The following is a 26,000-nucleotide window of genomic DNA, read 5'->3' as shown; positions in this document are numbered from 1 at the left end:
CGCCCCCTGCCTTACTGCGCCGCCACCGCGCTCTCCTGCGGCGAGTGGCGGTAGTTGAAGGTCAACGCGAACACGATCCCCAGCACCAGCGTATACAGCGCAAACACCAGCCAGATGCTCTGCCAGTCTTTCACGCCGTCATGGCTGAAGAAGTCCACCACCTCGCCGCTGGCAAGCGCCCCGAGATAGGCGCCCAACCCGTTCACCATAGTCATGAACAGCCCCTGCGCGCTGGCGCGGATGCGGTGATCGGCCTCTTTCTCGACGAAGATGGCGCCGGAGATATTAAAGAAGTCGAACGCACAGCCGTAGACGATCATCGACAGCAGCAGCAGAACGAAACCAAAGCCGACCGGCGTGCCGTACGCCAGGAACAGGAAACGCAGCGTCCAGGCCGCCATGCTGATCAGCATCACCTGCTTGATGCCGTAACGGCGCAGGAAGAAGGGAATGGTGAGGATAAAGAACACTTCGGAGATCTGCGACAGCGACAGCAGCACCGCCGGATACCGGACGCTGAGGCTGTCCTGATACAGCGGATTGAGCGACAGATCGTGCAGGAACGGGTTGCCGAAGGTATTGGTTATCTGCAGCGCCGCCCCAAGCAACATGGCGAACAGGAAAAACAGCGCCATGCGCCGCTGGCGGAACAGCACCAGCGCATCCAGCCCCAACACGCTCACCCAGCTCTTTGACTCGGCCGCGCGGTTGGTCGGGCAGCGCGGCAGCGTCAGCGAATAGGCGGACAGCAGCAGCGACGCCGCAGAAGCCAGGTACAGCTGCAGATTGCTGAGCTCAATTTGGCTAAAGCCGACCAGCCACATCGCCAGAATGAACCCCACCGTGCCGTACACCCGCACCGGCGGAAAGTCCTTCACCGTGTCAAAGCCGTGCTTCTCGAGGCAAAAATAGGAAATGGCGTTGGAGAGCGCGATGGTCGGCATATAGACCATGGCGTTGAACAGCATCACCCAGAACATCAGCATCGGTTGCTCGACCTGCGCCGCGCAGTACAGCGCCAGCGCCCCGAGCAGGTGGCAAAGCGCATACAGAGAGTTGGCCTTCATCCACCGATCGGCAATGATGCCCGCCAGCCCCGGCATGATCAGCGCAGCGATGCCTTTGGCGCTGTAAACCATCCCCACCTGCATGCCGCTGAAATGCAGCGTGTTAATCATGTAGGAGCCCAGCGTGACCAGCCAGGCACCCCAGATAAAGAACTGCAGGAAAATCATGACTTTCAATCGTGTTTTTATCGCCATCGCCATCACCTTGTTATTATGCTTTCAACGATGATTGATGCGGCAGGCCCCCTGCAGCCCGCCGCCGGTTTGCTTGCGCTATTACAGCGTTTTGAACAGCTCGCGGATCAGGCGCATGAAATCGTCCGCCGCCAGCGCCGCGCAGCTGAGCGTTTGTTCATGGGAGAGCGGCGTATCCGACAGCCCTTCGGCGTAGTTGGTCATCGCGGATACCACCAGCACCTTGAGGCCGCAGTGGCGCGCCGTCAGGACTTCCGGCACGATCGACATCCCCACCACGTCGCAGCCCAGGGTCTGCATCATGCGGATCTCCGCCGGCGTTTCGAAATTCGGCCCGGTGTAGGCGGCGAATACCCCTTCCGCCAGCGGGATGCCCGCGCTTTCGGCCACCGCCGCCAGCTGGGCGCGCAGATCGCGATCGTAGGCGTTTGCCAGGCTGAAGAAGCGCGGCCCGAAGCGCTCGTCGTTGGCGCCGACCAGCGGCGATTCCGGCATGAAGTTGATGTGATCGGTAATGGCCACCAGGCTGCCCGGCGCCACCGAGCGGCGCAGCGAACCAGCGGCGTTGGTCGCCAGCAGGAATTCGCAGCCCAGCAGTTTGAAGGTGCGCACCGCGGTGGTCATCACCTGCATGCCGCGCCCTTCATAGAAATGACCGCGCCCTTTCATGCACAATACCGGTACGCCCTCCAGCTTGCCGGCGACCAGCTGCCCGGCATGGCCGGCGACGCCGCTCACCGGAAAGCCCGGCAGCTCCGCGTAGTCGATGGTGACGGTTTCGGTCATCACCTCCGCCAGGGCGCCAAGCCCGGAGCCGAGAATCAAGGCCGCTTTCGGCTGGAAATCCGGCAGGCGTGCGCGGACGACATCGGCGCAGGTAAAAGCATCTTCTTGATTAAACATCGTATTCTCTCTTTCAGCGGGGGATAATAATCCCCATAGTAGAGAGCGAGGCTCAGCCGAGACCAATACATTCTTGGCGGCCGATTTATTCCATTTACCTATAAGTTGAGCTGCGTCACAAGGAGACGATATCCCGGATGAATCAGCCCCATGCCCTGCCCGATCCCGGCCGGATTAACTTCCGCCTGCTGCACTATTTCCGCGTGGTGGCGGAAGAGATGAACTTCACCCAGGCGGCTCGGCGGCTGAATATGTCACAGCCGCCGCTCAGCAAGCACATCAAGGAGTTGGAGAGCCAGCTCGGCGTGGTGCTGTTCAAACGCACCACCCGCTCCATGACGCTGACGCCGGCCGGCCGCACGCTGCTGCGCAACGTCGAGCGGCTGCTGGATCAGGCCGACAGCGCGCTGCATCAGGTGCAACAGATGGGGCGCGGCGAAGGCGGCCACATGGTGGTCGGCATGGTCGGCACCTCGGCCTGGGGCGGCCTGATCGCGGCGCTGCGGCGGTTCAGCGAGCAAAGCGCCGGCGTCACCTGGTCGTTGAACGAGCTGACGCCCAGCCAGCAAATCGCCGCGCTGCAAAAGCGGCATATCGATATCGGGGTCTGGCGAGAGGCGCAGCAGCAGACGCTGCCGGGGTTGACCTGCCAACGGTTGGCAAGCGAAAGCATCGCCGTGGTGCTGCCGCTCGATCATCCGCTGGCGCAGCAGGAAAACATCCCGCTGGCGGCGCTGCAGAACGATAGCTTCATCGTGCTGCCGCCGCATGAGGCCAGCCTGGGGCTGTATCTGCACAATCTGTGTCTGCAGCAAGGATTCTTGCCGGACGTCGCTTATCAGGTCAACGAGCCGCAAACCCTGCTGGCGCTGGTGGCGGAAGGCTGCGGCATTACGCTGCTGCCGGACAGCTACGGCCGCATTCCGTGGCCCGGCGTCCGCTTTTGCTCGCTGCAACAGGCGCCGCCGGCGGATCTGTATGCGGTTTACCGCGCCGACAGCATCACACCGGTGGTGCAGGCCTTTTTGGAGATGCTGCGGGCGCCGTAAGCGGCCCGCAGCGCAGATTACATCGTCGGCTGCACCATCAGCTGGCCGGCGGTGCCGCGATCGGCCATTTCCAGCGTCTGGCTGTAATACAGGAACGGGAAGTGTTCGGAGGTAGGTTGGTTGAAATACACCAGCAGCTCGACGTCGCCATCGACCCAGACGGTGTCCTTCCAGCCGCGATCTTCCGCCATCGGCTGCGCGCCGTTGACGCGTTTGATCAGGAACTGCACGCCCTGAATATGGAATGACTGCGGCGTATCCGCATGAATGTTCCAGCGTTCCCAGGTGCCTTGCTGCGCCTGCACGTCGATGCGGTTCATATCCCAAATCGCGCCGTTGATGCCAACGCCGCCGTCGCCCAGGCGGAAATCGCGGGTGCGGCTGGCGCTGCCGTCCAACAGCTGATCCGCCAGCAGGCGCATCGGCAGGTTGTCGGTCACCAGCGGCAGCAGGCCGGTCGGGCGCAGCGTCAGCACCTGGGTGGACACCAGAATGCTCGACGGCTCGAACAGGCCGCGCAGGCGATCCATGATGCCCGCCGCTTCACCGGCGGTGATGGTCACCTCGTCGCCCTTCGACATGTCGATCAGCACTTCCCGGCGTTCGCCCGGCGCCAGCGACAGCTGCTGCACCGCGACCGGCGCGGGCAGGAAGCCCTGATCGCTGGCGATCACGTTGAATGGGCGCCCGTCGCTGAGCTGCAGGGTATAGCGGCGCGCGTTGGAGGCGTTAAGCAGGCGCAAACGCACCCAGCCGCGCGACACTTCGACATACGGGTTTTGCACGCCGTTGACCAACAGCGTATCGCCGACGAAGCCGCCCTGCGACGGCGCATCGTATTGCGGCGTGCCGAAGTTATCGAAGCGCTTGTCCTGAATGATCAGCGGGAAATCGTCGACGCCGTAGTGGTTGGGCAGCGGCAGCGCTTTGCTGACGGCATCTTCCACCAGCCACAGCCCGGCCAGCCCGTTGTAAACGTGCGGCGCCATGCGGTTCGGCGTGTTGGCGTGGTACCAGCAGGTGGCTGCCGCCTGACGAATAGGCAGCACCGGCGACCAGTCGACGTTCGGCGACATCATGCGCGGCGCGCCGCCCATCAGCGTGCCCGGCACCTGCAGCCCGCTGACGGTCATCGCCACCGGCTCCTGCAGGCGGTTGCTGTAGATCAGCTTGACGTCGTCGCCGCTGTAAACCCGCACCGTCGGCCCCAAATACATGCCGTTGACGCCCCACACCGCCGCTTTGCGGTTATCCATAAACGCCCAGTGGGCACGCTGCAGGGTCAGGAACAGCGGCTGACCGCGGCGAGACTCCAGCAGCGGCGGAATGGGTAATGGGGTCTGCGTTCCGCTCGCCTCTGCCCTCAGCGGCACGGCGCTCGCGCACAGCGCCAGGCCCGATGCCTGTAAAAACTGACGTCGACTGAGTGACATATTTTCTCCATGAAAAGCAATAACTAAACCGTGTGCAAAACCCAAACGCCCGCCAATCAAGATTAGCAGGCGCTCAGGCGTTAACGGCGCTGAACGCCAATTAAAAACGTATTCTTTGAAGCCGGTAGACTCTTATTTTTTGGCGGCGTTGCGCTGGGCGACTTCGGCGTCCAATTCGGCGATCTTCGCCTCCATCAGCTCGCGGCAATGGGCCGCCAGCTCGCGCACGTTTTCTTTACCGTATTTGCTGGTATCCACCGGCGCCAACATCTCGACGATCACATGACCGTTATTCCAGCGATTAAGATTTATATTACCGCTAGTGGTCGATACGCAGATCGGCACAATCGGCACGCCGGCGGCGATGGCCGCGTGGAACGCACCGGTTTTAAACGGCATCAGCCCGCGACCGCGGCTGCGGGTCCCTTCCGGGAACATCCAGATCGAAATGTCTTTCTTTTTGAACTGCTCCGCCACCTGGGCGATGGTGCCGTGCGCCTTGGCGCGATTATCACGATCTATCAGCAGATTACCGGTCAGCCAATACAGCGGGCCGAAAAACGGGATCCACACCAGACTTTTTTTACCGACGGTCACGGTGCGCGGCTGCACGATATTCGAGGCCGTCACCATGTCGTAGTTATTTTGGTGGTTGGCGATATAGATGCAGTTGCCGTTGTTGGCCGCATCGGCCGGCACGCGGGTTTCAACCTTGATGCCGAACAGCGTCGACAGGCGGCCGAAAAGGTGGCCGAAGGTCGCCACATGGCGGGGATTGCGCGGGCTGAACAAGCAATAAACAGAACCGAAAATACACACCAGAATACAGAAAAGAGTGGCGAGAACGGCACGCAAAATCAATAACATAACAACCTCATTAGCACACTGCCAACGCAGTTTACTTCGCTGCGCAGATTCCTTTACTCATTATTTGCCGGCCAGGCGATAAGCACGCCGATGTCGCCTGCCTTTCTCGCTATTTTCCCGCCAGCCGGCAATACGCACAATAATTTTATGCGCAGAAATGTTAACTATTTGGAAAATAAACGCCAGCAAAAATAAATAAGGCGGCCACAGCATGCTGCGACCGCCCGTTAACGCTAGCGCCAACGCTTACTCTTCGCTGTCGCCGCCCGACGCCCGCACCGGCGCATCCACTTCAACGCGATCGATACGCTGCAGGCCGCGCGGCAGCTGGGTGCCCTTGCGACCGCGCTCTGCACGGAACTTCTGCAGATCTTCCGGCCGCAGCGTCAGCTTGCGTTTGCCGACGTGCAGCGTGACGGACGCCTGCGGCGGCAGCACGAACAGCCAGGCCAGCTTGTCTTCACCGGCCGCCGCCTGGGCTGCCGGAATGGAGACGATCTTGTTGCCTTTGCCCTTCGACAGCTGCGGCAGATCGGCAACCGGGAACATCAGCATGCGCCCGGCGGCGGTGATCGACAGCAGCATGTCGTCTGCGCCGTGGATCTCCATCGGCGGCAGCGCCCTGGCGTTGTCCGGCAGCGTGATCATCACCTTGCCGGCGCGGTTGCGCGCCACCAGATCGTTGAAGGTGCAAACGAAGCCGTAACCGGCATCGGACGCCATCAGCAGCTTCTGATCGTCGGCCGCCATCAGCACCTGCTCAATGGTGGCGCCCGGCGGCGGCGTCAGCTTGCCGGTCAGCGGCTCGCCCTGCCCGCGCGCCGAAGGCAGCGTCATCGGATCGAGCGCGTAGCTGCGCCCGGTGGAGTCGATGAACACCACCGGCTGGTTGCTCTTGCCGCGCGCCGCGCCGCGGAAGCTGTCGCCGGCCTTGTAGCTCAGGCCGGCCGGATCGATGTCGTGGCCCTTGGCGCTGCGCACCCAGCCCATTTCAGACAGCACGATGGTCACCGGCTCGGACGGCACGAAGTCGTGCTCGCTCATCGCCTTGGCTTCCGCACGCTCGGTCAGCGGCGAACGGCGATCGTCGCCGTAGGTCTGCGCGTCGGCCTGGATCTCTTTCTTAATCAGCGTGTTCAGCTTGCGCTCGGACGCCAGTAGCGCCTGCAGCTGATCGCGCTCTTTCGCCAGCTCATCCTGCTCGCCGCGGATCTTGACCTCTTCCAGCTTGGCCAGGTGACGCAGTTTCAGCTCGAGGATCGCTTCCGCCTGGGTGTCGGAGATGCCGAAACGCTGCATCAGCACCGGCTTCGGTTCATCCTCGCTGCGGATGATGTGGATCACCTCGTCGATGTTGAGGAACGCCACCAGCAAACCTTCGAGGATATGCAGGCGTTTCAGCACTTTCTCGAGGCGGTAGTTCAGGCGGCGGCGCACCGTGTCGCGACGGTAGGCCAGCCATTCGGTGAGGATCTCCACCAGCCCTTTGACCTGCGGGCGGTTATCCAGACCGATCATGTTCATGTTGATGCGGTAGCTGCGCTCCAGATCGGTGGTGGCGAACAGGTGGTTCATCACCTGTTCCAGATCGATACGGTTGGAGCGCGGCACGATCACCAGACGCGTCGGGTTTTCGTGGTCGGATTCATCGCGCAGATCTTCGACCATCGGCAGCTTCTTGGCGCGCATCTGGCTGGCGATCTGCTCCAGCACCTTGGCGCCGGACACCTGGTGCGGTAAGGCGGTGATCACCGCGCTGCCGTCTTCTTTCTTCCACACGGCGCGCATGCGCACCGAGCCGCGGCCGCTCTGGTAAATTTTGCGGATTTCATCGCGCGGGGTGATGATCTCGGCTTCAGTCGGGAAGTCCGGCCCCTGCACGAATTCGAGCAGGTCATCGAGCGAGGCGCCCGGCTTGTCGAGCAGCGCCACCGCCGCCGCCGCGACTTCGCGCACGTTGTGCGGCGGAATGTCGGTCGCCATGCCGACGGCGATGCCGGTGGTGCCGTTCAGCAGGATATTCGGCAGGCGCGCCGGCAACATCTTCGGCTCTTGCAACGTGCCGTCAAAGTTCGGGATCCAGTCGACGGTGCCCTGCCCCAGCTCGGCCAGCAGCACTTCGGCATATTTGGAAAGGCGCGATTCGGTATAACGCATCGCCGCAAACGACTTGGGATCGTCCGGCGCCCCCCAGTTCCCCTGGCCGTCCACCAGCGGATAGCGGTACGAGAACGGCTGCGCCATCAGCACCATGGCTTCATAACACGCGCTGTCGCCGTGCGGGTGGTATTTACCCAGCACGTCGCCCACGGTACGGGCGGATTTCTTAAATTTGGCGCTGTTGTTCAGCCCCAGCTCAGACATGGCGTAGATGATGCGGCGTTGTACCGGTTTCAAGCCGTCGCCAATGTACGGCAACGCCCGATCCATGATGACGTACATGGAATAGTTCAGATAGGCGTTTTCAGTGAATGTGTGCAGCGGTAAACGCTCTACACCGTCATGAGTCAGATCACTCATTACTCAATTATCCTCAGACCGTGGCTTGGCAATCCCTGGACGACAATAAGGCATCGCTTGTCGATTCTGCCCGCGATAGTAACCCATCTGCGGGGTGGCTGTCACAGTTGGCGCAAGGATCGCCGGCCGAAGGCGCTGTCGCCGGGGCGTTTAGGCAAAATCCCACCGTGATTGTTGATTAAGAATCAACACTGTTGTGCCTGCCGTCACGTTTTTACTTGCCTGGCCAACGATTACACTCTCGTTCAGCAAGCTGTTTTTGCGCACCGCAGCGGAAAACGGCATCTATCTTAACTCTGACGGGAGCCGCAAAAGATGAGCAATATCCTGATTATCAACGCTAAAAAGCAATTCGGCCATTCCAACGGCGAACTCAACCAAACCCTGAGCGACGTGGCGGAAAGCTTCCTGCGCGATCTGCAGCACGATGTGCAGGTCACGGTGGTCGACGACGGCTATGACATCGAGGCCGAGGTGCAGAAATACCTGTGGGCCGATGCGGTCATCTATCAGATGCCGGGTTGGTGGATGGGCGAGCCGTGGATCCTGAAAAAATACATCGACGAAGTGTTCACCGCCGGCCACGGCAGCCTGTACGCCAGCGATGGCCGCACCCGCTCCGACGCCGGCAAGAAGTACGGTTCCGGCGGCCTGATTCAGGGAAAAAAATACCTGCTGAGCCTGACCTGGAACGCCCCGCTCGAGGCTTTCACCGATCCGAACCAGTTCTTCCACGGCGTCGGCGTCGACGGCGTTTACCTGCACTTCCACAAGGCCAACCAGTTCCTGGGGATGGAAGCCTTGCCAACCTTTATCTGCAATGACGTGATAAAACAACCGGATATCGAAACGGACATCGCACGTTATCGCGAGCATCTGGCGGAAATTTTTGCTTAACTGGCAGCGAAGGGCTTAACCAACGAGGTAATGATGATCACCGTAATCGCAGAAATCAAAGTCAAACCCGGCCACCGCGCCACCGTGTTACAAGCCATTGAAAAACTGGTGCCACTGGTGCTGGCGGAAGAAGGCTGCGGCGAATACACGCCGATGGTAGACAGCCACACCCAGGCCCCCTGGCAGAAACTGTCGCCAGACTCGGTGTTTATGCTGGAAAAATGGCAAAGCCAGGCGCATCTGGAAAAACACCTGCAGATCGACCATATGCTCAAGCACCGCGAGACCATCAAGGACTACGTGCTGGGCACCGAGATCTACGTGCTGGAAAACGCACTGTAATCCCCTCAGAGGCCCTCTGCGGCCTCTGGCGGTTCTCCCTCAAGGCGGGCGCTGACGTAGTCGAGAAAACAGGTGAGGCGCGCCGCCAGCTGGGCGTCGTGGTAATACACCGCGTGGATCGGTTGACGCACGTCCAGCGTCTCCCGCACCAGCAGCGGCACCAGCCTGCCCGCTTCCCGATCGCGTCGCGTCATAAAGTCCGCCAGCTGGACAATGCCCGCCCCACGCAGCGCCAACTCGCGCAGCGTCTCCCCGCTGGAGGCCGAGATCGTCGGTTCGATGGCGAAATGCCGCGCCTGCCGGTGGCGTAGCGGCCACTGGTTCAGCGACTCCGGATAGGTGAATCCCAACAGGCAATGGCGGTGCAGATCTTCCACGCCGCGCGGTTCGCCATGCCGTTGCAGGTAATCCGGGCTGGCGAGAATGCGCAACCGGCTGTTGCCCAGCAGGCGCGCGTGCAGCGTAGAGTCGCGCAGCGCGCCGATGCGGATCGCGATGTCGGCGCGTTTCTCCAGCAGGTCGATATTGCGATCGTCGGTGTCCAGCTCCAGCTCAATCTGCGGATAACGGCGGCGGAACTCCGCCACCATCGGCACCAGCACGTGCGCCATGAAAGGGGCGGCGGCGTTGACCCGCAGCCGACCGGCGGGCAGCCGGCGCCGCAGCGCCATGAGTTCTTCGGCCTGATCTACCGAACGCAGGATTTCGCGCGCAGGCGCCAGGAAGCTCTGCCCTTCTTCGGTCAGGCTCAGGCGACGCGTGGTGCGGCGCAAGAGCGTAGCGTCGAGCTTCGTTTCCAGACGGCTGAGTGCGCGGCTGACGCCGGAGGTGGTTTGGCCGAGCCGATCGGCGGCGGCGGTGACCGAACCGCTGTCGACCACCGCCGTGAACGCCAGCAGCTCTTCGAGGGTGATCTTCACGCGGTTCGCCCCAGGTTGACGGGCGCCGCATGCAACGCCCTGCGGGAAAGCAGGCCCAGCGTTTCACCGGGCCAGGGTCAGGCTCAGACCGCCAGTTCGGCCATGTCGCCCTTGTCTTGCAGCCAGTTGCGGCGATCTTCCGAACGCTTCTTGGCCAACAGCATGTCCATCACCGCCAGCGTCTGATCGACGTCATCCTCTGCCACCGTCAGTTGCACCAGACGGCGAGTGTTCGGATCGAGGGTGGTTTCGCGCAGCTGCAGCGGGTTCATCTCGCCCAGCCCTTTAAAGCGCTGTACGTTCGGCTTGCCCTTCTTGCGCTTCAGCTGTTCCAGCACGCCGGCTTTCTCTTCTTCATCCAGCGCGTAGAACACCTCTTTACCGAGATCGATACGGTATAGCGGCGGCATGGCGACATAGACATGGCCGCCTTTCACCAGCGAACGGAAGTGGCGCACGAACAGCGCGCACAGCAGCGTGGCGATGTGCAGGCCGTCGGAGTCCGCATCCGCCAGGATGCAGATTTTACCGTAGCGCAGCTGGCTGAGATCTTCGCTGTCCGGATCGATGCCGATCGCCACGGAAATGTCGTGCACTTCCTGCGAGGCCAGTACTTCGTCCGAGGAGACTTCCCAGGTATTCAGGATCTTGCCCTTGAGCGGCATGATCGCCTGATATTCACGATCGCGCGCCTGCTTGGCCGATCCGCCCGCCGAGTCCCCTTCCACCAGGAACAGTTCGGTCATGGCCAGATCCTGCGAGGTGCAGTCCGCCAGCTTGCCCGGCAGCGCCGGCCCGCTGGTCAGCTTCTTGCGCACCACTTTCTTGGCGGCGCGCAGACGGCGCTGGGCGCTGGAGATCGCCAGCTCGGCCAGCTGTTCCGCCGCCTGAACGTTCTGGTTCAGCCACAGGCTGAAGGCGTCTTTCACCACGCCGGAAACGAAGGCCGCGCACTGGCGCGACGAGAGACGCTCTTTAGTCTGCCCGGCGAACTGCGGATCCTGCATCTTCACCGACAGCACGTAGGCGCAGCGATCCCAGATATCCTCCGCCGACAGCTTCACGCCGCGCGGCAGAATATTGCGGAATTCGCAGAACTCGCGCATCGCGTCCAGCAGCCCCTGACGCAGGCCGTTGACGTGGGTGCCGCCCTGCATGGTCGGGATCAGGTTGACGTAGCTTTCGGTCAGCAGCTCGCCGCCTTCCGGCAGCCACAGCAGCGCCCAGTCCACCGCTTCGGTATCACCGGCGAAATTGCCGACGAACGGCGCTTCCGGCAGGGTAATCAGGCCGTTGACCGCTTCCATCAGGTAGTCGGTCAGACCGTCCTGGTAGCACCAGCGCTGTTCGGTGTTGTTCACCTTGTCGATGAAATAGATCTCGACGCCGGGGCACAGCACCGCTTTGGCTTTCAGCAGGTGAGTCAGGCGCGATACCGAGAAGCGCGGGCTGTCGAAGAACTGTTCGTCCGGCCAGAAGTGCACGCTGGTGCCGGTATTGCGTTTGCCGCAGGTGCCGGTCACCGTCAGATCTTGCACCTTGTCGCCGTTTTCGAAGGCGATGCCGTAGACGTTGCCGTCGCGGCGCACATTGACTTCCACCCGTTTCGACAGGGCGTTGACCACCGAGATGCCAACGCCGTGCAGGCCGCCGGAGAACTGGTAGTTTTTATTCGAGAATTTACCGCCGGCGTGCAGCCGGCACAGGATCAACTCAACCGCCGGCACGCCCTCTTCCGGGTGGATGTCCACCGGCATGCCGCGGCCGTCGTCGATCACTTCCAGCGACTGATCGGCGTGCAGAATCACGTCGATACGCTTGGCGTGACCAGCCAACGCTTCGTCGACGCTGTTATCGATCACCTCTTGGCCGAGGTGGTTTGGGCGCGTCGTGTCGGTATACATGCCGGGACGACGGCGCACTGGTTCTAGACCGCTGAGTACTTCAATGGCATCAGCGTTATAGCTGGATTGAGTCATCGTTGATTATTTTTTCGTGGTTAAAGGGAGGTGCCGGAACGGTCCGTCAGACCGCGTTTAGCCCTAAAAAATCCACAATCTGGGGGAAGTAGTGCTCGAAACCGACGAAGGCGTGGTTTCCACCCGACTCCACCGTTTGCCGACACGCGGTGTAATACGCCACTGCCTGGCCGTAATCGAGAATTTCATCGCCCGTTTGCTGCAGCAGCCAGATTAAATCCGGCGACTCCAAGGGATCGATCTGCATCACTTTCAGATCGTAAACGTGACGAGACTCTAACACATATTGCTGGCCGGTGTAGGGGTTCTCGTTGGCGCCGAGATAGTCGACCAGCAGCTCAAACGGCTTGACCGCCGGGTTGACCACCACCGCCGGCAGCGAAAAACACTGCGACAGCCAGGTGGCGTAATAGCCGCCGAGCGAAGAGCCGACCAACCCGAGCGTTTGGCCGGCGCGCTCCAGCACCAGATTCTCCAGCATCTCGGCGGCCTCCGCCGGAAAAGCCGGCAGCTGCGGCACCAGCATCTGGATATCGGGATGGTGCTCAGCCAGCCAGGCCTTGAAGGCCACCGCCTTGGCCGACTGCGGCGAGCTGTTGAAACCGTGCAGGTAGAGCAGTGTCGAAGGCATCAGTATCCATCCGAGTCCATATCGGGGCGGAAATCGTCGTTTTCCAGGCGGAACACCTGCGTCTCGACGCGGCCATCCGGCAACAGATCGAGGTAGCGCCAGCCGGGGGAGACGTCGTCGATGGTGAAGTTCGTGCAGTGCGGCTTGAATTGCACGCAGGTCGAGGGCGTCGCCAAAAGGCGCCGGCCCTGCCATTCCAGATCCAGATCCTGGTGAATGTGCCCGCACACTACGGTATTCACTTTCGGATAACGCAGCAAGATCGCACCCAGCATATGCGGGTTGCGCAGGCTGTGCTGATCAAGCCAGGTACAGCCGGAAGGCAGCGGATGATGGTGCAGCAGCAACAGCGTATAGCGCTCGGGGTGAGCCTGCAGGCAGCGCTCCATCCACTCGAGCTGGTATTCGCTCAATTCGCCGTGCGGCACGCCGAACACCTGGCTGTCCAACATCAGCACCTGCCAGTTATCGCCCAGCAGCACCTGTTTGGAAGGCGCGATACCGGCGGCGGCCAACGCGTCGACCATCGCCGGTTGAAAATCGTGGTTACCCGGCAGCCACACGCAGGGGGCCGGCAGTTGCGCGATGCCGGCGGCGAAGTGACGGTACGCCTCCTGCGAATGATCCTGCGCCAAATCTCCCGTGGCGACGATCAAGTCGACATCGCGGCGCTGCGCCTGGATGGCGTCCAGCACCGCGTGATAGCTGCGATAGGTATTGATGCCGAGCAACGTCTCGTGTTCGCCGGCAAAAAGGTGGGTATCTGTTATTTGTAGAATCCTGACCGCGGCCCCACTCGCCACGGGCAGTTTAAACAGGCTTTCCAAATGGTGTCCTTTGTTATTTCAGTCTGTCTAACAAACCGGAACCGCCATCGCTCCATGCGCCAAACAGTAGCGCAGCCAATCAGCAAGAAACTGGTTAATTTGATGCTTTTCGTCGCGTTGATGCAACTTTTTATTAGGATAATCATAACGCGCTTTAAAGCGGTAGATCTGCTGACTGGAACACACTTCCGCAACCATGGCGTCATGGTACAGCCGCACCGTCATCGCGGGCAGGCTCCAGTAGCTGACCGCCGGAAAGATCTGCTCGATCTCCACCAGCGACGTGTAACGCGTGGACTCAACGATGGTCAAACGATAGCCGGCGCCGTTCACCTGATAAGTCACCGTTTCGCCCGCTTCGTCGTTGCGCGGCAACAAGCGGCGCAATTGCGCGAAGTTGGTTTCGCACAATCTCATCATTTCGGGGAAATCAGGGGTATAGCGCTGTTTCATTAGTTGGCCCACTCTTTTCTCAACGATTCATGGTGCAACGCCAGCCATTGCAATGCAATCACTGATGCGGCGTTATCGATCGCGCCCTCCTCCACCCAGCGGTAAGCCTGCTCGCGGCTGACCACGTGGACGCGGATATCCTCATGTTCTTCCGCCAGGCCATGGATGCCTTCGGCGGTGCCGGCGTCTACCTCGCCGACCATGATCGACAGACGTTCGCTGGTGCCCCCCGGGCTGGCCAGATAGCTCAGCACCGGCTTGCAGCGCCCGACCACCACGCCGGCCTCTTCCTGCGCTTCGCGGCGGCACACGTCTTCGACGCTTTCGCCGGTTTCGATCATACCCGCCACCATTTCCAGCAGCCAGGGCGAATTACTGGTATCGACCGCGGCGATGCGCAGTTGTTCAATCAGTACCACTTCGTCGCGCACCGGATCGTAGGGCAGCAGCACCGCCGCATGGCCGCGCTCGAAAATTTCACGCGTGATTTCAGGACTCATTTCACCATTGAACAAGCGATGGCGAAACCGGTATAAATTGAGTGAAAAAAAACCACGATACAGCGTCTCGCGTGCAATAATTTCTACATCTTTTTTATCGAAAGTGACGGGTGACGGCTGCGAACGGTTCATGTGCGAATTCTCCTGCGTAGTATGCCGATAAAATAAACGGTTTTGATGACAGAAACAGTGGGACTCTCCGCCGCGGCTTTATGTTAGGCTGTTTTTCGCCGCCGGATGCGGCACGTTTGTGCGCTCGCATGTAATAGTGGGAAACAATCCGGATTGTCAGCCATAATATCAGCTGCAGCCGACCCGGGCAGTTTGCCAAGGTAAATGGGCGGTCTGAAAGGTAAAAGTTACGCGAGATGGCACATTCAGCCACCTGATGCGTACCGCAGACTCTGCTAGAATCGGCAACTATTTCGTCTATCGTCAGCGCTAACATAGCAATATTGCTGCACAACAAGGAATGCAAATGAAGAAACTGCTCCCCCTTCTTATCGGACTGAGCCTGGGCGGCTTCAGTGCAATGAGCCAGGCAGAGAACCTGCTGCAGGTCTACAAACAGGCCAGGGAAAGTAACCCGGATCTGCGCAAAAGTGCTGCTGACCGCGACGCCGCATTCGAAAAGATCAATGAAGCGCGCAGCCCGCTGCTGCCGCAGCTCGGTTTAGCCGCAGGTTACGATTACACCAACGGTTATCGTGACAGCAACGGCGTTAACAGCAACGTGACCAGCGGTTCGTTGACGCTGACGCAAACTATTTTCGACATGTCGAAATGGCGCCAGCTGACACTGCAGGAAAAGACCGCCGGCATCTCCGACGTCACCTTCCAGACCGCAGAGCAATCGCTGATTCTCAACACCGCCACTGCCTACTTCAACGTGCTGAAAGCGATCGACACGCTGTCCTATACCCAGGCGCAGAAAGATGCGGTATACCGCACGCTGGATCAAACCACCCAACGCTTCAACGTGGGCCTGGTGGCGATCACCGACGTGCAGAACGCCCGCTCGAACTATGACACCGTGCTGGCGGCGGAAGTCTCCGCCCGCAACGATCTGGATAATGCGCTCGAAACGCTGCGCCAGGTGACCGGTGCCTTCTACCCGGAACTGGCCTCGCTGAATACCGATCGCTTCAGTACCCAGCGCCCGGAAGCGGTGAACAACCTGCTGAAAGAAGCGGAAGCACGTAACCTGAGCCTGCTGTCCGCCCGTCTGAGCCAGGATCTGGCGCGCGAGCAAATCCGCGCAGCCCAAACCGGCTATATGCCGACGATTGACGTCAGCGCGTCAACCGGCATCAGCAATACCAAATACAACGGCTCCAACACCGGAGGCGCGAATGCCGCACGCTACAGCGATTCCGATGCGGGCCAAAATAAGGTCGGCATCAGCTTCAACCTGCCGCTGTACAGCGGCGGCGCGACCAATTCCCAGGTGAAACAGGCGCAGTACGGCTTCGTCGGCGCCAGTGAGCAGTTGGAAAGCTCACACCGCAGCGTGGTGCAGACCGTGCGTTCGTCGTTCAACAACGTCAATGCCTCGATCAGCAGCATCAACGCCTACAAACAGGCGGTGATCTCCGCACAGAGCTCGCTGGATGCGATGGAAGCCGGTTATCAGGTCGGTACCCGCACCATCGTCGATGTGCTGGACGCCACCACCACCCTGTATAACGCCAAACGTCAGCTGTCCGACGCGCGTTATACCTATCTGATCAACCAGCTGAACATCAAGTCGGCGCTCGGCACGCTGAACCAGAACGATCTGCTGCTGTTGAATGGCGCGTTGGGTAAACCGGTGTCGACCGCACCTGACGCCGTGGCACCGCAGAACCGCGCTCAGGACGCCTATGCGGACGGTTATCAGGACAATGCGCCAATGCAGCAAACCGCCGCGCCGGCACCAAGCGCCACACGCGCTGCGGCACCGGCCGTCAGCCAACCGGCACGCAACAGCGGCAACCCATTCCGCAACTGATGCGCGCGCGTTGATAAACACGGGGTCCGGCCTGCGCCGCGCCCCGTTTTTTTTGCCCCGATTTCCCCACTTCTGCCCGCCGCCTCACAGCCGTCGCTGCCTCAGGTGGTATCATCGTCACTCTCGTTTTCGCAGTCTGGATGAGGTTCGATGGACAACGATTCACGCTGGCAGCGCTTGATTAACGACGGCGAACTGCCGCCGCCGCTGCGCCCGGCACAGGCGATTTACGCCTCCTGGCTACGCTGCCGCAGCCTGATGCAGCCCGACGTTTGGCAGGCACCGCACCGCGCTCAGGGCGCCACCTTCGAATCGATTTGCCGCCGCAAGAACGACCTGCTGACGCTCGGCCAGGCGGCGCTGGAAGACGCCTGCGAATACATGGAGCCACGGCGTTGCCTGTTGATGATCCTCGACGAGAGCGGCTGCATGCTGTGGCGCTGCGGCGACACCCAGACCTGGGAACTTTTGCAGCCATTGGGGTTCGCCCCCGGCGCTTACTGGGCCGAGGGGCAGATCGGCACCAACGCCCCGGCGCTGGCGGCGACGGAAGGCCACCCGGTGCGGGTGAGCGGCGAGGAGCACGTGCGCCGGGCGCTGCACGGCTGGTCATTCTGCGCGACGCCGGTCTACGACAACAGCGGCCGCCAACGCGGCTCGATCGCGCTGGGCTGCCTGCTGGCCGACTGCGCCGCCGGCGATCTGTCGCTGACGCTGGCCATCGCCCGCGAAATCGGCAATTCGCTGAACGCCGACGGCCTGCTGGCGGAATCCAACCGCCATCTGAATCAGCTTTACGGCCTGCTGGACGGCGTGGACGACGGCGTTATGGCCTGGGATCACCGTGGCTACCTGCAATACATCAACCAGCGCGCCGCCGGCCTGCTGAAGCTGGACGAACAGCAGAGCCAGGGCAAACCGCTGGCGCAGCTGCTGACGCTGCCCGCCCTGCTCAAGCGCGCCATCGCCGACCGGCAGCCGCTGCAACACGTCGAAGTCACCTTCGAAAGTCAGCGGCAGTTTATCGCCGCCTTGCTGACGCTCAAGCCGATTTTCGACGGCGATCGCTGCAGTTTCATCGCCCTGCTGCACCCGCTCGAGCGGCTGCGCCAGTACGTCAGCAGCCAGCTGGGGCGCGTCAGCCACAGCTTTGAGCAGATGCCCTCCGCCTCGCTGGAGATGCGGCGGCTGATCCGTTACGGGCAGCAGGCGGCCAAGGGCCAGCATCCAATCCTGCTGCGCGGAGAGGAAGGGGTCGGCAAAGAGCGGCTCAGCCAGGCTATCCACAACGCCGGCGAACGCGCCGCCGGGCCGTATATCGCCCTCAACTGCCAGCTGTTGCCGCAGGCGCAGGGGTTGCGTGAGCTGCTGGGCAGCGACGCCAGCGAAGAAGAGGCGGGCCAGCTGAGCAAATTCGAATTGGCCAACGGCGGTACGCTGTACCTCGAACAGATCGAATACCTGCCGGCTGAGATGCAGTCGGCGTTGCTGCAGGTGCTGAAAACCGGCGTGGTGATCCGCCTCAATTCCAGCCGGGTGATCCCGGTCGATGTGCGGGTGATCGCCGGCAGCGCCGCCGATCTGCCGCTGCTGGTGCAGCAAAACCGCTTCCGCCGCCAGCTGTTTTACAGCCTGCAAGCTTTCGAGATCCAGATCCCGCCGCTGCGCCAGCGGCTGAGCGATATTCCGCTGCTGGTCAAACACCATCTGCGCGCGCTGGAGCAACACTTTCAGTGTCGCTTTCGGGTGGATGACGAAGTGATGGCCCAGCTGGCGCTCTACCTGTGGCCGGGCAACGATTTGGAACTGAAAGGGGTGGTGGAGCGCGCGGCGATGATCTGCCACGGCCACCACATCCAGTTAGCAGATTTGCCGGCACACCTGCTCGGCCAGCCATCGCTGCTGGAGAGCGATCCGCAGCCCGGCGCGCCGCTGTTGACGCTGACGGACATGGAGCGCCAGGCGATCCTCCGTGCGGCGACCGTCAGCCGTGGTCAGCTGACGGAGATGGCGCAGCTGCTGGGCATCGGCCGCACCACCCTGTGGCGGAAGATCAAACAGCACGGGATCGACATCCGCCAGTTCAAGCTGCGTGCCTAGTGGCTGAGCTGCAACACCCCGCGCGCGGCGTCCAGCATTGCCTTCTGCCCGCTGCGGGTTTTGCTCAGGCAATCCTGCATGCCGACCACCATCGGAATGCCCATCGCCTTCGCCAGAATGGCGCTGTGCGACAGGGCATTGCCACCGCTGAGGCAGATGCCGAGCACCAGCCGCCTGTCGAGCATCACCACTTCTGAAGGCATCAGCTCGTCCATCACCAGTATCGACGGCTCTGCCAGCGCGATGGCCGGCAGCGGCAGCCCCTGCAGGTGGCACAGCGTGCGGCGCAGCATGTCGCGCACGTCCAGTTCACGCGCCCGCATGTAGTCGTCATCCAGTTCGCGGTACTCTTCGGCGATCGCTTCCAGCACCTGCCGCCAGGCCTGTTCGGCGCAGCACAGCTGTTGCGCGATGCGGGTGTAAGCCGCCTGCTGCAGATCCGGATCGTCCAACAGCATGCTGTGGGCGCCGAAGATCGCCGCCTGCGGCTTGCCGATCAGCGTACCGGTACGTTCCGCCAGCCGGTTCAGATCGCTCAGGGTGTGCTGCAGCGCCTCCCGCAGGCGTTGCTGTTCGCCCAACACCTCGTCCGCGCCGATCCGTCGATCGACGGTTGACGGCCAGAAGCTGTGGGCCTGGAACAGCGGCCCGCTGGTGACGCTTTCCGCCACCGGGATACCGTGCAGCGAAGGCTGCTGCCGCTCGGAAACCGTCTCGCCGAAATGTTGTTCCGCCAGCGCTTTGAACGCCGCCAGCGCTTCGTCCGCCTGTGCGCCGTCGGCGATCAGGCGAATGGTGTCGCCGTGGCGCACCTGCAGCAGCGCCAGCTGATTGAGGCTGCGCGGATCGACGCACTGCCCCTGCTTTTCCAGCACCAGCTCGGCCTTGAACGGCGCTAACGTCTCAACCAACCGCGCAGCCGGGCGCGCATGCAGCCCATGCGGGTTTTGCACCGTCCAGGTTGCGCTTTTGCCCTGCGCCAGCGGCAAAGCCGCGCTTTTCGCCGTAGATGTGGCCTCGCCCAGCTGCGCCTGTTTAGCCTGCAGCGCACCCTGCGCCTCCGCCACTACCTGCTCCAGCGAGGCGCCGGAGTTGGCGGCGACCACCGCCGCCAGCGTGCCTTCGACCAGCGGCGCCGCACACAGCCGCACTTTGGCGGCCAAGCCCGGGTCCAGCAAATCGAGCGCAGTTTCCGCGCTGAGCAGCGCACTGCCCAAATCCATCAGCACCAGAACGCCGTCGCCGTCAGCAACCGCTTCAATCGCCTCCATCACTTTGACCGCGTCGGTACCGATCGGGTGTTCCTCGTCATCCACGCCCGCCGCCAGCGCCAGCTTGCAGCCATCGCCGCGCATCATCTGCCGCGCCAACTGCTCAACGCCGCGCGCCAGCAACGCACTATGCGAAACCACCACGATATTAATCATCTCGCCTCCTGCTACAGCTAACTACTGGCGACCTCGGCCAGCGTTTTCATCATCAGCATCACCGAAGTGGCGCCGGGATCCTGGTGGCCGATGCTGCGCTCGCCCAGGTAACTGGCCCGCCCCTTGCGCGCCTGCATCGTGATGGTGCTCTCCACCGCCCGCTCGGCGCTGTCGGCGGCGCGCTGCAGCGCCTCCGCCACGCTCAGGTTCTGCTGCGCGGACTGACCGAGGCTGTCCACCACCGGCCACCAGACGTCGCACATGGTTTTGTCGCCCGGCTCCGCTTTACCGCGCATCACCACGCCTTCCACCCCCTCCTGCATCATCTGATGCAGCTCCACCAAATCCAGGCTTTGCTTGGCGTTCGCCGCCTGCGCCGCGCGGATGAAGAAGGTGCCGAACAGCGGGCCGCTGGCGCCGCCCACGCTCGACAGCAGCGTCATGCCGGTGTTTTTCAGAATGAAGCCGATATCTTTGTCCGCCACCGACGGCAGTTTTTCTACCACCTTGTTAAAACCGCGATTCATGTTCAAACCGTGGTCGGCATCGCCGATCTCGGTATCCAACCGGGTCAGAAAATCGCGCTCCCGGCTGAACACCTCGCCGCAACGCATCAGCCAATCGACAACCTGTTGTTTGGTCAACGCCATGATTCCTCCTCAGCAACCCCAACGCAGCGCAGGCGTTTTCACCGGCGCATCCCACAAGGACAACAGCTCGTCGTCCACGTTCAACAGCGTGATGGACACGCCCTGCATATCGAGCGAGGTGCAATAAGAGCCCACCAGGTTGCGTTCGATAATGATGCCCGCCTCGGCGCAGCGTTCCGCCAATCGATGGTACACGCCATACAGCTCGGACAGCGGCGTGGCGCCCAGGTTGTTGACCAGCGCGATCGCCCGATCGCCGCGCGTCAGCGGCTGCTTAGTCTGCATCTCGTCGCGCCACTCGCCCTGCTGACGATCCCAGACGCGGATCGTGCGCTGATAGTGGCCGTGGTCGATCAGCGTATGGAACATGTCGTCCACCGCCGCGTTGAGCGTGGTAAACGGGCGGCGCGCAATGCCCGGCTCGCCGTGAATGCCGACGCCGAACTCCATTTCGTTCTCCGCCAGGGTGAACGACGGCTTGCCGGCGGCCGGCACGGTGCAAGCCCCCAGCGCGATGCCGATCGAATGCCCGTGGTTATTGATGCGATGCCCCAGCGTCACCACGCTGTCCAGATCGTCGCCGCGCGCCGCGGCGGCGCCCAGCAACTTCTCCATCAGCACGGTGTTGGCTACCCCGCGCCGCCCGGCGGTAAACAAGCTGTCTTTGACCGCCACGTCATCATCCACCAGCACCGTCGCCACCGCGACGCCGCTGTCGTGCAGCAGCTCGGTGGCGGTTTCGAAGTTGAGCACGTCGCCGGTGTAGTTCTTGATCAGCAGCAACACCCCGGCGCCGCCGTCGATCGCCTGGCCGCACTCGTACATTTTATCCGGCGTCGGCGAGGTAAAAATCTCGCCCGGACAGGCGCCGTCGAGCATCCCTTCGCCGACGAAACCGCAGTGCATCGGCTCATGGCCGCTGCCGCCGCCGGACAGGATCGCCACCTTGCCCGCCACCGGCGCGTCGGCGCGGGTCACGAACACCGGATCCGCGTGCACCAACAGCTCGGGATGGGCCTCCGCCAGCCCCTGCAACTGCTCTTCCAACACCGACTCGACCTGATTAATCAGTTTTTTCACGATGGTTTCCTCTGTAAGAACAGGGGCGCGGCGCACCGCGCCCCAAGGGTATCAATGACGCTGCAGCCAGGCGGCGCCCAGCCTATCCGCCGTCAGGATCGCCGCCTGCACGCCCGCTGGGGTGACCTTGAACGGCATGTTGTGAATGGTTTCGCCGGCGGCGCAGCTGGCCTCGGCCACCGCCATGATCTTCGCCGTCGCATCGCCGGTGACGCCCATCTGCGCCAGCGTGATCGGCAGGCCGATGCCATGACAAAACGCCAACACGGTTTCAATCTGCGCCATCGGGCTGTTCTGCAGCACCAGCTGTGCCAGGGTGCCGAACGCCACTTTCTCGCCGTGATACAGGTGGTGGCACTCCTCGAGCACGGTAAAACCGTTGTGAATGGCATGCGCCGCCGCCAGCCCGCTGCTCTCGAAGCCGATGCCGCTCAGATAGGTATTGGCCTCAATGATGCGCTCCACCGCTTCCGTCACCACGCCGGCCTCGACCGCCAGTTTGGCTTTTACCCCTTCCGCCAGCAGCGTGTCATAACACAGCCGCGCCAGGCTGAGCGCCGCCAGCGTCGATTTGCCTCCGGCCATGCTGGTGGCCTGGGCGTCGAAACAGGCCTGGGCTTCGAAATAGGTGGAGAGCGCGTCGCCCATGCCGGCCACCAGCAGGCGCACCGGCGCTTTGGCGATGATGGCGCTGTCCATCACCACCATGTCCGGGTTGCGCGGGTAAATCAGGTATTCGGCGAATTCGCCCTGTTCAGTGTAGAGGACCGACAGCGCGCTGGTCGGCGCATCGGTGGAGGCGATGGTGGGAATAAGCACCACCGGCAGCTGTTGGTAGTGCGCCACGGCCTTGGCGGTGTCGAGCGTCTTGCCGCCGCCGACGCCGATCACGCCGCGGCAGCCGTGAGCCTGCAGCTCATGGCCGAGCCGGTCTATCTCTTTGCGGCAGCATTCGCCGTTGAAGCGGGCCGCGTGATGTTTCACGCCGTGCTGCTGCAGGCTGCCCATCAGGGTGTCGCCCGCCAGCTGCATCACGAAGTCGTCTGCGATCACCAGGTAGTGATCGGCGAGGGATTTGGCATATTCGCCGACGGCGGCCAGCGCATTGGCGCCCTGAATATATTTGCCTGGTGACTGGATGATTCTCAACATAACCGGATCCTTGTAGGGAGTTGGCGATGGTAACGTTCAGATATCAGGTGATGACGCGCCGACTTCGCCGCCGGCTTGTTGTTGTGCTTCGACTATGAGCGCCCGCCGCCCGCCTGGCGAGCCTCGCGATTTTTGTTCCATTATGGAACATCATCATAGCGATAACGTTTCATGATGAAACGCCAACGCGCGTTTTTTCGCCGCGAAAGCGAACTGGCGCACACCCCAACGTATAACTGCGTAAAGAGTCGATTCTGCGGGCGTTTCAGCTTTAATTTTGACCATGTTTCCCCTATCCTTAGCGCCACTACTGGGAAAGGGCGAAAACAGCCCGCATGATGGGATTGATAACGATGAAACGGACAAAAAACATCAACCAAGAGACGTTCCGCAAATCCTGGCGCAGCTACCGTGTCGCGCCCGTGGCTTTGGCGATCAGCGCTGTCTTTATGCTGGCCGGCTGCGAGAAGAGCGATGAAACGGTCTCCCTGTATCAGAATGCCGATGACTGTTCGCGCGCCAATCCTTCGATGAGCGAGCAGTGCACCACCGCCTACAACAACGCCTTGAAAGAAGCGGCGAAAACCGCGCCGAAATACGCTACCCGCGAAGACTGCGTCGCCGAGTTCGGCGAAGCGCAGTGCACCCAGGCGCCGGCTCCGGCGCAGGCCGGCATGGCGGCGGAATCGCAAAGCAGCGGCAGCTTCTGGATGCCGCTGATGGCGGGCTACATGATGGGTCGCCTGATGGGCGGCTCCGGTTTCGCGCAGCAGCCACTGTTCACCTCCAAGAACGCCGCCAGCCCGGCGAACGGCAAGTTTGTCGACGCCAGCGGCAAGAGCTACGGCCCGGCCACCGCCGGCGGCCGCACCATGACGGTGCCGAAAACCGCCATGGCGCCGAAGCCTGCGGTCACCAACACCGTGACCCGCGGCGGCTTCGGCGAGACCGTGGCCAAGCAGACCAGCATGCAGCGCAGCAGCGCCACCTCCAACTCCGGCTCTCGCAGCATGGGCGGTTGATGCATGAAACGTATTGCTATTACCGAGCGCCCGGACTGGCGTGAAAAAGCGACCGAGTTCGGGTTCCGTTTCCACACCATGTACGGCGAGCCCTACTGGTGTGAAGACGCCTATTACCAGTTCACGCTGGCGCAGATTGAAGAGATCGAAAGCGCCACCGCGGAGCTGCACCAGATGTGCCTGCAGGTGGTAGAAAAAGTGGTCGGCAGCGACGAGCTGATGGCCAAGTTCTGCATCCCGAAACACACCTGGGAGTTCGTGCGCAGCTCCTGGCGCACCCACCAGCCGTCGCTGTACTCGCGTCTCGATCTGGCCTACGACGGCGTCAACCCGCCGAAGCTGCTGGAAAACAACGCCGATACGCCAACCTCGCTGTATGAGGCGGCCTTCTTCCAGTGGCTGTGGCTGGAAGACCAGATCAACGCCGGCAAGCTGGATCCGGAGTCGGATCAGTACAACAGCCTGCAGGAGAAGCTGATCGAGCGTTTCGCCGAGCTGAAAGCACATCACGGCTTCGGCCTGTTGCACCTGGCCTGCTGCCAGGACAGCGAAGAAGATCGCGGCACGGTGCAATATCTGCAGGACTGCGCGCAGGAAGCCGGTCTGCCGACCGAGTTCCTGTTCATGGAAGAGATTGGCCTCGGCGAGAAAGGCCAGTTTACCGATCTGCAGGATCAGGTGATCGGCAACCTGTTCAAGCTCTACCCGTGGGAATTCATGCTGCGCGAGATGTTCTCCACCAAGCTCGAAGACGCCGGCGTGCGCTGGCTGGAGCCGGCCTGGAAGAGCATCATCTCCAACAAGGCGCTGCTGCCGCTGCTGTGGGAAATGTTCCCGAACCACCCAAATCTGTTGCCGGCTTATTTCGCGCAAGACGATCATCCGCCGATGGATCATTACGTCACCAAACCGCTGTTCTCACGCGAAGGCGCCAATATCCAGATCGTCGAAAACGGTCAGGAAGTGGCGCGCGTCGATGGGCCATACGGCGAAGAGGGCATGATCGTGCAGCAGTTCCATCCTCTGCCGAAGTTCGAAGACAGCTACACGTTGATCGGCAGCTGGCTGGTGAACGATCAACCTTGCGGCATCGGTCTGCGCGAAGATCGCGAACTGATCACGCAGGATCTGTCGCGCTTCTACCCGCACACCATTCTCGGCTGATCGCCCCGCCGAAGACAAAAACGCCAGTCTCTGACTGGCGTTTTTCTTTACCCCACCTGCACCGACAGCATGCTCAGCGCCCCCATTTCGATACCGTCGATCGGCACGCTGATGGCCTCTTTTCCATCCCAACCGCCAAGCACGTACAGCAACGGCAGATAGTGTTCCGGCGTCGGATTCGACAGCGCCGCCCCCTCATGGCGCATGAAATCCACCAGCGGATGGTTATCACCCCGATAACGCAGGTTATCCCGGACAAAGTTATTGAACGATTCCGCCCACGGGTAGGCGCTGGTATCGCCCTGCCATTTCACCATGCGCAGGTTGTGCACCACGTTGCCGCTGGCGACAATCATCACCCCCTCATCGCGCAGCGCAGCGAGTTTGCGGCCCAGTTCATAGTGATAGGCCGCCGGCTGCGTGCCGTCGACGCTGAGCTGCACCACCGGGATGTCGGCATTGGGATACATCTTGATCAAGACGCCCCAGGTGCCGTGATCCAGCCCCCACTCGCCCAGATCGGCCGTTACCGGCACCGGCGCCAGCATTTGCTGCAGCTGCGCAGCCAGCGCGGGAGAGCCCGGCGCCGGATAACGGGTATCGAACAGCGCCTGCGGGAACCCGCCGAAGTCGTGAATGGTTTTGGGTTTTTCCATCGCGGTAACCGCAGTGCCGCGGGTATACCAATGTGCGGAAACCGCCACGATCGCCTTCGGGCGCGGCAATGACTCACCCAACGCACGCCATGCCCGGGTGTAACGATTGTCTTCCAGCACGTTCATCGGGCTACCGTGGCCAAGAAACAGTGCAGGCATACGAGAGGTGTTCATAG

Annotated in this window: 23 protein-coding genes; 7 read left to right on the top strand and 16 right to left on the bottom strand. The window is 61.9% G+C overall.

The genetic code is table 11. The annotated features are described in order from the left end of the window. Positions 1-11 precede the first annotated feature (11 nt). Together ACUXAC_RS19510 and xapA are read right to left on the bottom strand one after the other, a co-directional pair. Positions 12-1,262 carry a nucleoside permease gene (locus ACUXAC_RS19510; RefSeq protein WP_387444964.1) on the bottom strand — a complete coding sequence of 417 codons (1,251 nt, stop codon included), beginning with the start codon at positions 1,260-1,262 and terminating at the stop codon, positions 12-14. Positions 1,263-1,343: 81 nt separating this feature from the next. Beyond that, positions 1,344-2,165, bottom strand: a complete 822-nt coding sequence (gene xapA, locus ACUXAC_RS19505) for a xanthosine phosphorylase (RefSeq protein ID WP_070915369.1) — start codon at positions 2,163-2,165, stop codon at positions 1,344-1,346. Positions 2,166-2,302: 137 nt separating this feature from the next. Here xapA and ACUXAC_RS19500 point away from each other — a divergent pair, with 137 nt between their 5' ends. Continuing rightward, on the top strand, positions 2,303-3,214 hold the full coding sequence (locus tag ACUXAC_RS19500) for a LysR family transcriptional regulator (RefSeq protein WP_060419760.1): 912 nt from the start codon (positions 2,303-2,305) through the stop codon (positions 3,212-3,214). 17 nt (positions 3,215-3,231) lie between these two features. Here ACUXAC_RS19500 and ftsP read toward each other — a convergent pair whose 3' ends face one another. From ftsP to parC, 3 genes are all read right to left on the bottom strand, one after another. Continuing rightward, positions 3,232-4,647, bottom strand: a complete 1,416-nt coding sequence (gene ftsP, locus ACUXAC_RS19495; protein WP_049198460.1) for a cell division protein FtsP — start codon at positions 4,645-4,647, stop codon at positions 3,232-3,234. 132 nt (positions 4,648-4,779) lie between these two features. Further along, positions 4,780-5,514 (bottom strand): 1-acylglycerol-3-phosphate O-acyltransferase, encoded by a 735-nt coding sequence (locus ACUXAC_RS19490; protein ID WP_004937266.1) that lies wholly within the window; start codon positions 5,512-5,514, stop codon positions 4,780-4,782. A 246-nt stretch (positions 5,515-5,760) separates the two neighbouring features. Next, positions 5,761-8,034 (bottom strand): DNA topoisomerase IV subunit A, encoded by a 2,274-nt coding sequence (gene parC / locus ACUXAC_RS19485; RefSeq protein WP_025304301.1) that lies wholly within the window; start codon positions 8,032-8,034, stop codon positions 5,761-5,763. Positions 8,035-8,349: 315 nt separating this feature from the next. Here parC and ACUXAC_RS19480 point away from each other — a divergent pair, with 315 nt between their 5' ends. Both ACUXAC_RS19480 and ACUXAC_RS19475 read left to right on the top strand, forming a co-directional pair. Then, complete coding sequence (locus tag ACUXAC_RS19480) at positions 8,350-8,931, top strand: NAD(P)H-dependent oxidoreductase (RefSeq protein ID WP_038879461.1); 582 nt, start codon at positions 8,350-8,352, stop codon at positions 8,929-8,931. 33 nt (positions 8,932-8,964) lie between these two features. Next, positions 8,965-9,273, top strand: a complete 309-nt coding sequence (locus ACUXAC_RS19475; protein ID WP_033638602.1) for a putative quinol monooxygenase — start codon at positions 8,965-8,967, stop codon at positions 9,271-9,273. 5 nt (positions 9,274-9,278) lie between these two features. Here ACUXAC_RS19475 and ACUXAC_RS19470 read toward each other — a convergent pair whose 3' ends face one another. From ACUXAC_RS19470 to nudF, 6 genes are all read right to left on the bottom strand, one after another. Next, complete coding sequence (locus tag ACUXAC_RS19470; protein ID WP_060424765.1) at positions 9,279-10,193, bottom strand: LysR substrate-binding domain-containing protein; 915 nt, start codon at positions 10,191-10,193, stop codon at positions 9,279-9,281. Positions 10,194-10,276: 83 nt separating this feature from the next. Beyond that, a complete protein-coding gene (gene parE, locus ACUXAC_RS19465; RefSeq protein WP_025304305.1) occupies positions 10,277-12,172 on the bottom strand; it encodes a DNA topoisomerase IV subunit B in 1,896 nt (631 codons plus the stop codon). Between the two features lie 46 nt (positions 12,173-12,218). After that, positions 12,219-12,803, bottom strand: coding sequence for an esterase YqiA (gene yqiA / locus ACUXAC_RS19460; RefSeq protein WP_038879469.1), 585 nt, complete (start codon positions 12,801-12,803; stop codon positions 12,219-12,221). Next, positions 12,803-13,630 carry a 3',5'-cyclic-AMP phosphodiesterase gene (gene cpdA, locus ACUXAC_RS19455; protein ID WP_004937250.1) on the bottom strand — a complete coding sequence of 276 codons (828 nt, stop codon included), beginning with the start codon at positions 13,628-13,630 and terminating at the stop codon, positions 12,803-12,805. Before cpdA ends, yqiA begins: the two co-directional genes overlap by 1 nt. Positions 13,631-13,657: 27 nt before the next feature. Next, positions 13,658-14,083, bottom strand: a complete 426-nt coding sequence (locus tag ACUXAC_RS19450; protein WP_004937244.1) for a DUF1249 family protein — start codon at positions 14,081-14,083, stop codon at positions 13,658-13,660. Further along, the gene (nudF, locus tag ACUXAC_RS19445) at positions 14,083-14,715 is read right to left on the bottom strand and encodes an ADP-ribose diphosphatase (RefSeq protein ID WP_004937242.1); all 633 of its coding nucleotides are present in this window, start codon (positions 14,713-14,715) and stop codon (positions 14,083-14,085) included. Before nudF ends, ACUXAC_RS19450 begins: the two co-directional genes overlap by 1 nt. 346 nt (positions 14,716-15,061) lie before the next feature. Between nudF and hasF the strand changes: the two genes are divergently transcribed. Then, a complete protein-coding gene (gene hasF / locus ACUXAC_RS19440) occupies positions 15,062-16,573 on the top strand; it encodes a multidrug efflux transporter outer membrane subunit HasF (RefSeq protein WP_060441012.1) in 1,512 nt (503 codons plus the stop codon). A gap of 150 nt (positions 16,574-16,723) precedes the next feature. Next, positions 16,724-18,673, top strand: a complete 1,950-nt coding sequence (gene dhaR / locus ACUXAC_RS19435; protein ID WP_337046831.1) for a dihydroxyacetone kinase operon transcriptional regulator DhaR — start codon at positions 16,724-16,726, stop codon at positions 18,671-18,673. Here dhaR and dhaM read toward each other — a convergent pair. From dhaM to ACUXAC_RS19415, 4 genes are read right to left on the bottom strand one after another with little or no spacing between them, the layout of a single operon-like run. Next, complete coding sequence (gene dhaM, locus ACUXAC_RS19430; RefSeq protein ID WP_387444972.1) at positions 18,670-20,100, bottom strand: dihydroxyacetone kinase phosphoryl donor subunit DhaM; 1,431 nt, start codon at positions 20,098-20,100, stop codon at positions 18,670-18,672. The genes dhaR and dhaM overlap by 4 nt on opposite strands. A 17-nt stretch (positions 20,101-20,117) precedes the next feature. Next, complete coding sequence (gene dhaL, locus ACUXAC_RS19425; protein ID WP_387444974.1) at positions 20,118-20,750, bottom strand: dihydroxyacetone kinase subunit DhaL; 633 nt, start codon at positions 20,748-20,750, stop codon at positions 20,118-20,120. Positions 20,751-20,759: 9 nt separating this feature from the next. Then, positions 20,760-21,830 carry a dihydroxyacetone kinase subunit DhaK gene (dhaK, locus tag ACUXAC_RS19420; protein ID WP_060424756.1) on the bottom strand — a complete coding sequence of 357 codons (1,071 nt, stop codon included), beginning with the start codon at positions 21,828-21,830 and terminating at the stop codon, positions 20,760-20,762. 51 nt (positions 21,831-21,881) lie between these two features. Further along, positions 21,882-22,982: a glycerol dehydrogenase gene (locus tag ACUXAC_RS19415; protein WP_060424753.1), complete on the bottom strand. Its 1,101-nt coding sequence runs from the start codon at positions 22,980-22,982 to the stop codon at positions 21,882-21,884. Between the two features lie 353 nt (positions 22,983-23,335). Here ACUXAC_RS19415 and ACUXAC_RS19410 point away from each other — a divergent pair, with 353 nt between their 5' ends. Beyond that, positions 23,336-24,004 (top strand): DUF1190 family protein, encoded by a 669-nt coding sequence (locus ACUXAC_RS19410; protein WP_033644601.1) that lies wholly within the window; start codon positions 23,336-23,338, stop codon positions 24,002-24,004. Between the two features lie 3 nt (positions 24,005-24,007). Continuing rightward, a complete protein-coding gene (locus ACUXAC_RS19405) occupies positions 24,008-25,168 on the top strand; it encodes a glutathionylspermidine synthase family protein (RefSeq protein ID WP_087763609.1) in 1,161 nt (386 codons plus the stop codon). Between the two features lie 47 nt (positions 25,169-25,215). On the opposite strand, the gene ygiD is transcribed toward ACUXAC_RS19405, so the two are convergent. After that, entirely contained in the window at positions 25,216-25,998 is a 783-nt protein-coding gene (ygiD, locus tag ACUXAC_RS19400; protein WP_033636069.1) for a 4,5-DOPA-extradiol-dioxygenase, read from the bottom strand. Positions 25,999-26,000: the final 2 nt, after the last annotated feature.

The organism is Serratia sp. 121840015-1 (assembly GCF_053627655.1).
This window is presented reverse-complemented; position numbering and strand designations above follow the sequence as displayed.

Coding starts and splice junctions, on each gene's coding strand:
- parE (WP_025304305.1), bottom strand. CDS start 12,172: ATGACTCAATCCAGCTATAACGCTGATGCCATTGAAGTACTCAGCGGT.
- parC (WP_025304301.1), bottom strand. CDS start 8,034: ATGAGTGATCTGACTCATGACGGTGTAGAGCGTTTACCGCTGCACACA.
- ACUXAC_RS19450 (WP_004937244.1), bottom strand. CDS start 14,083: ATGAAACAGCGCTATACCCCTGATTTCCCCGAAATGATGAGATTGTGC.
- ygiD (WP_033636069.1), bottom strand. CDS start 25,998: ATGAACACCTCTCGTATGCCTGCACTGTTTCTTGGCCACGGTAGCCCG.
- nudF (WP_004937242.1), bottom strand. CDS start 14,715: ATGAACCGTTCGCAGCCGTCACCCGTCACTTTCGATAAAAAAGATGTA.
- ACUXAC_RS19490 (WP_004937266.1), bottom strand. CDS start 5,514: ATGTTATTGATTTTGCGTGCCGTTCTCGCCACTCTTTTCTGTATTCTG.
- ACUXAC_RS19415 (WP_060424753.1), bottom strand. CDS start 22,982: ATGTTGAGAATCATCCAGTCACCAGGCAAATATATTCAGGGCGCCAAT.
- hasF (WP_060441012.1), top strand. CDS start 15,062: ATGAAGAAACTGCTCCCCCTTCTTATCGGACTGAGCCTGGGCGGCTTC.
- dhaR (WP_337046831.1), top strand. CDS start 16,724: ATGGACAACGATTCACGCTGGCAGCGCTTGATTAACGACGGCGAACTG.
- ACUXAC_RS19410 (WP_033644601.1), top strand. CDS start 23,336: ATGAAACGGACAAAAAACATCAACCAAGAGACGTTCCGCAAATCCTGG.
- ACUXAC_RS19500 (WP_060419760.1), top strand. CDS start 2,303: ATGAATCAGCCCCATGCCCTGCCCGATCCCGGCCGGATTAACTTCCGC.
- dhaL (WP_387444974.1), bottom strand. CDS start 20,750: ATGGCGTTGACCAAACAACAGGTTGTCGATTGGCTGATGCGTTGCGGC.
- ACUXAC_RS19510 (WP_387444964.1), bottom strand. CDS start 1,262: ATGGCGATAAAAACACGATTGAAAGTCATGATTTTCCTGCAGTTCTTT.
- ACUXAC_RS19405 (WP_087763609.1), top strand. CDS start 24,008: ATGAAACGTATTGCTATTACCGAGCGCCCGGACTGGCGTGAAAAAGCG.
- dhaM (WP_387444972.1), bottom strand. CDS start 20,100: ATGATTAATATCGTGGTGGTTTCGCATAGTGCGTTGCTGGCGCGCGGC.
- ftsP (WP_049198460.1), bottom strand. CDS start 4,647: ATGTCACTCAGTCGACGTCAGTTTTTACAGGCATCGGGCCTGGCGCTG.
- ACUXAC_RS19480 (WP_038879461.1), top strand. CDS start 8,350: ATGAGCAATATCCTGATTATCAACGCTAAAAAGCAATTCGGCCATTCC.
- yqiA (WP_038879469.1), bottom strand. CDS start 12,803: ATGCCTTCGACACTGCTCTACCTGCACGGTTTCAACAGCTCGCCGCAG.
- xapA (WP_070915369.1), bottom strand. CDS start 2,165: ATGTTTAATCAAGAAGATGCTTTTACCTGCGCCGATGTCGTCCGCGCA.
- ACUXAC_RS19475 (WP_033638602.1), top strand. CDS start 8,965: ATGATCACCGTAATCGCAGAAATCAAAGTCAAACCCGGCCACCGCGCC.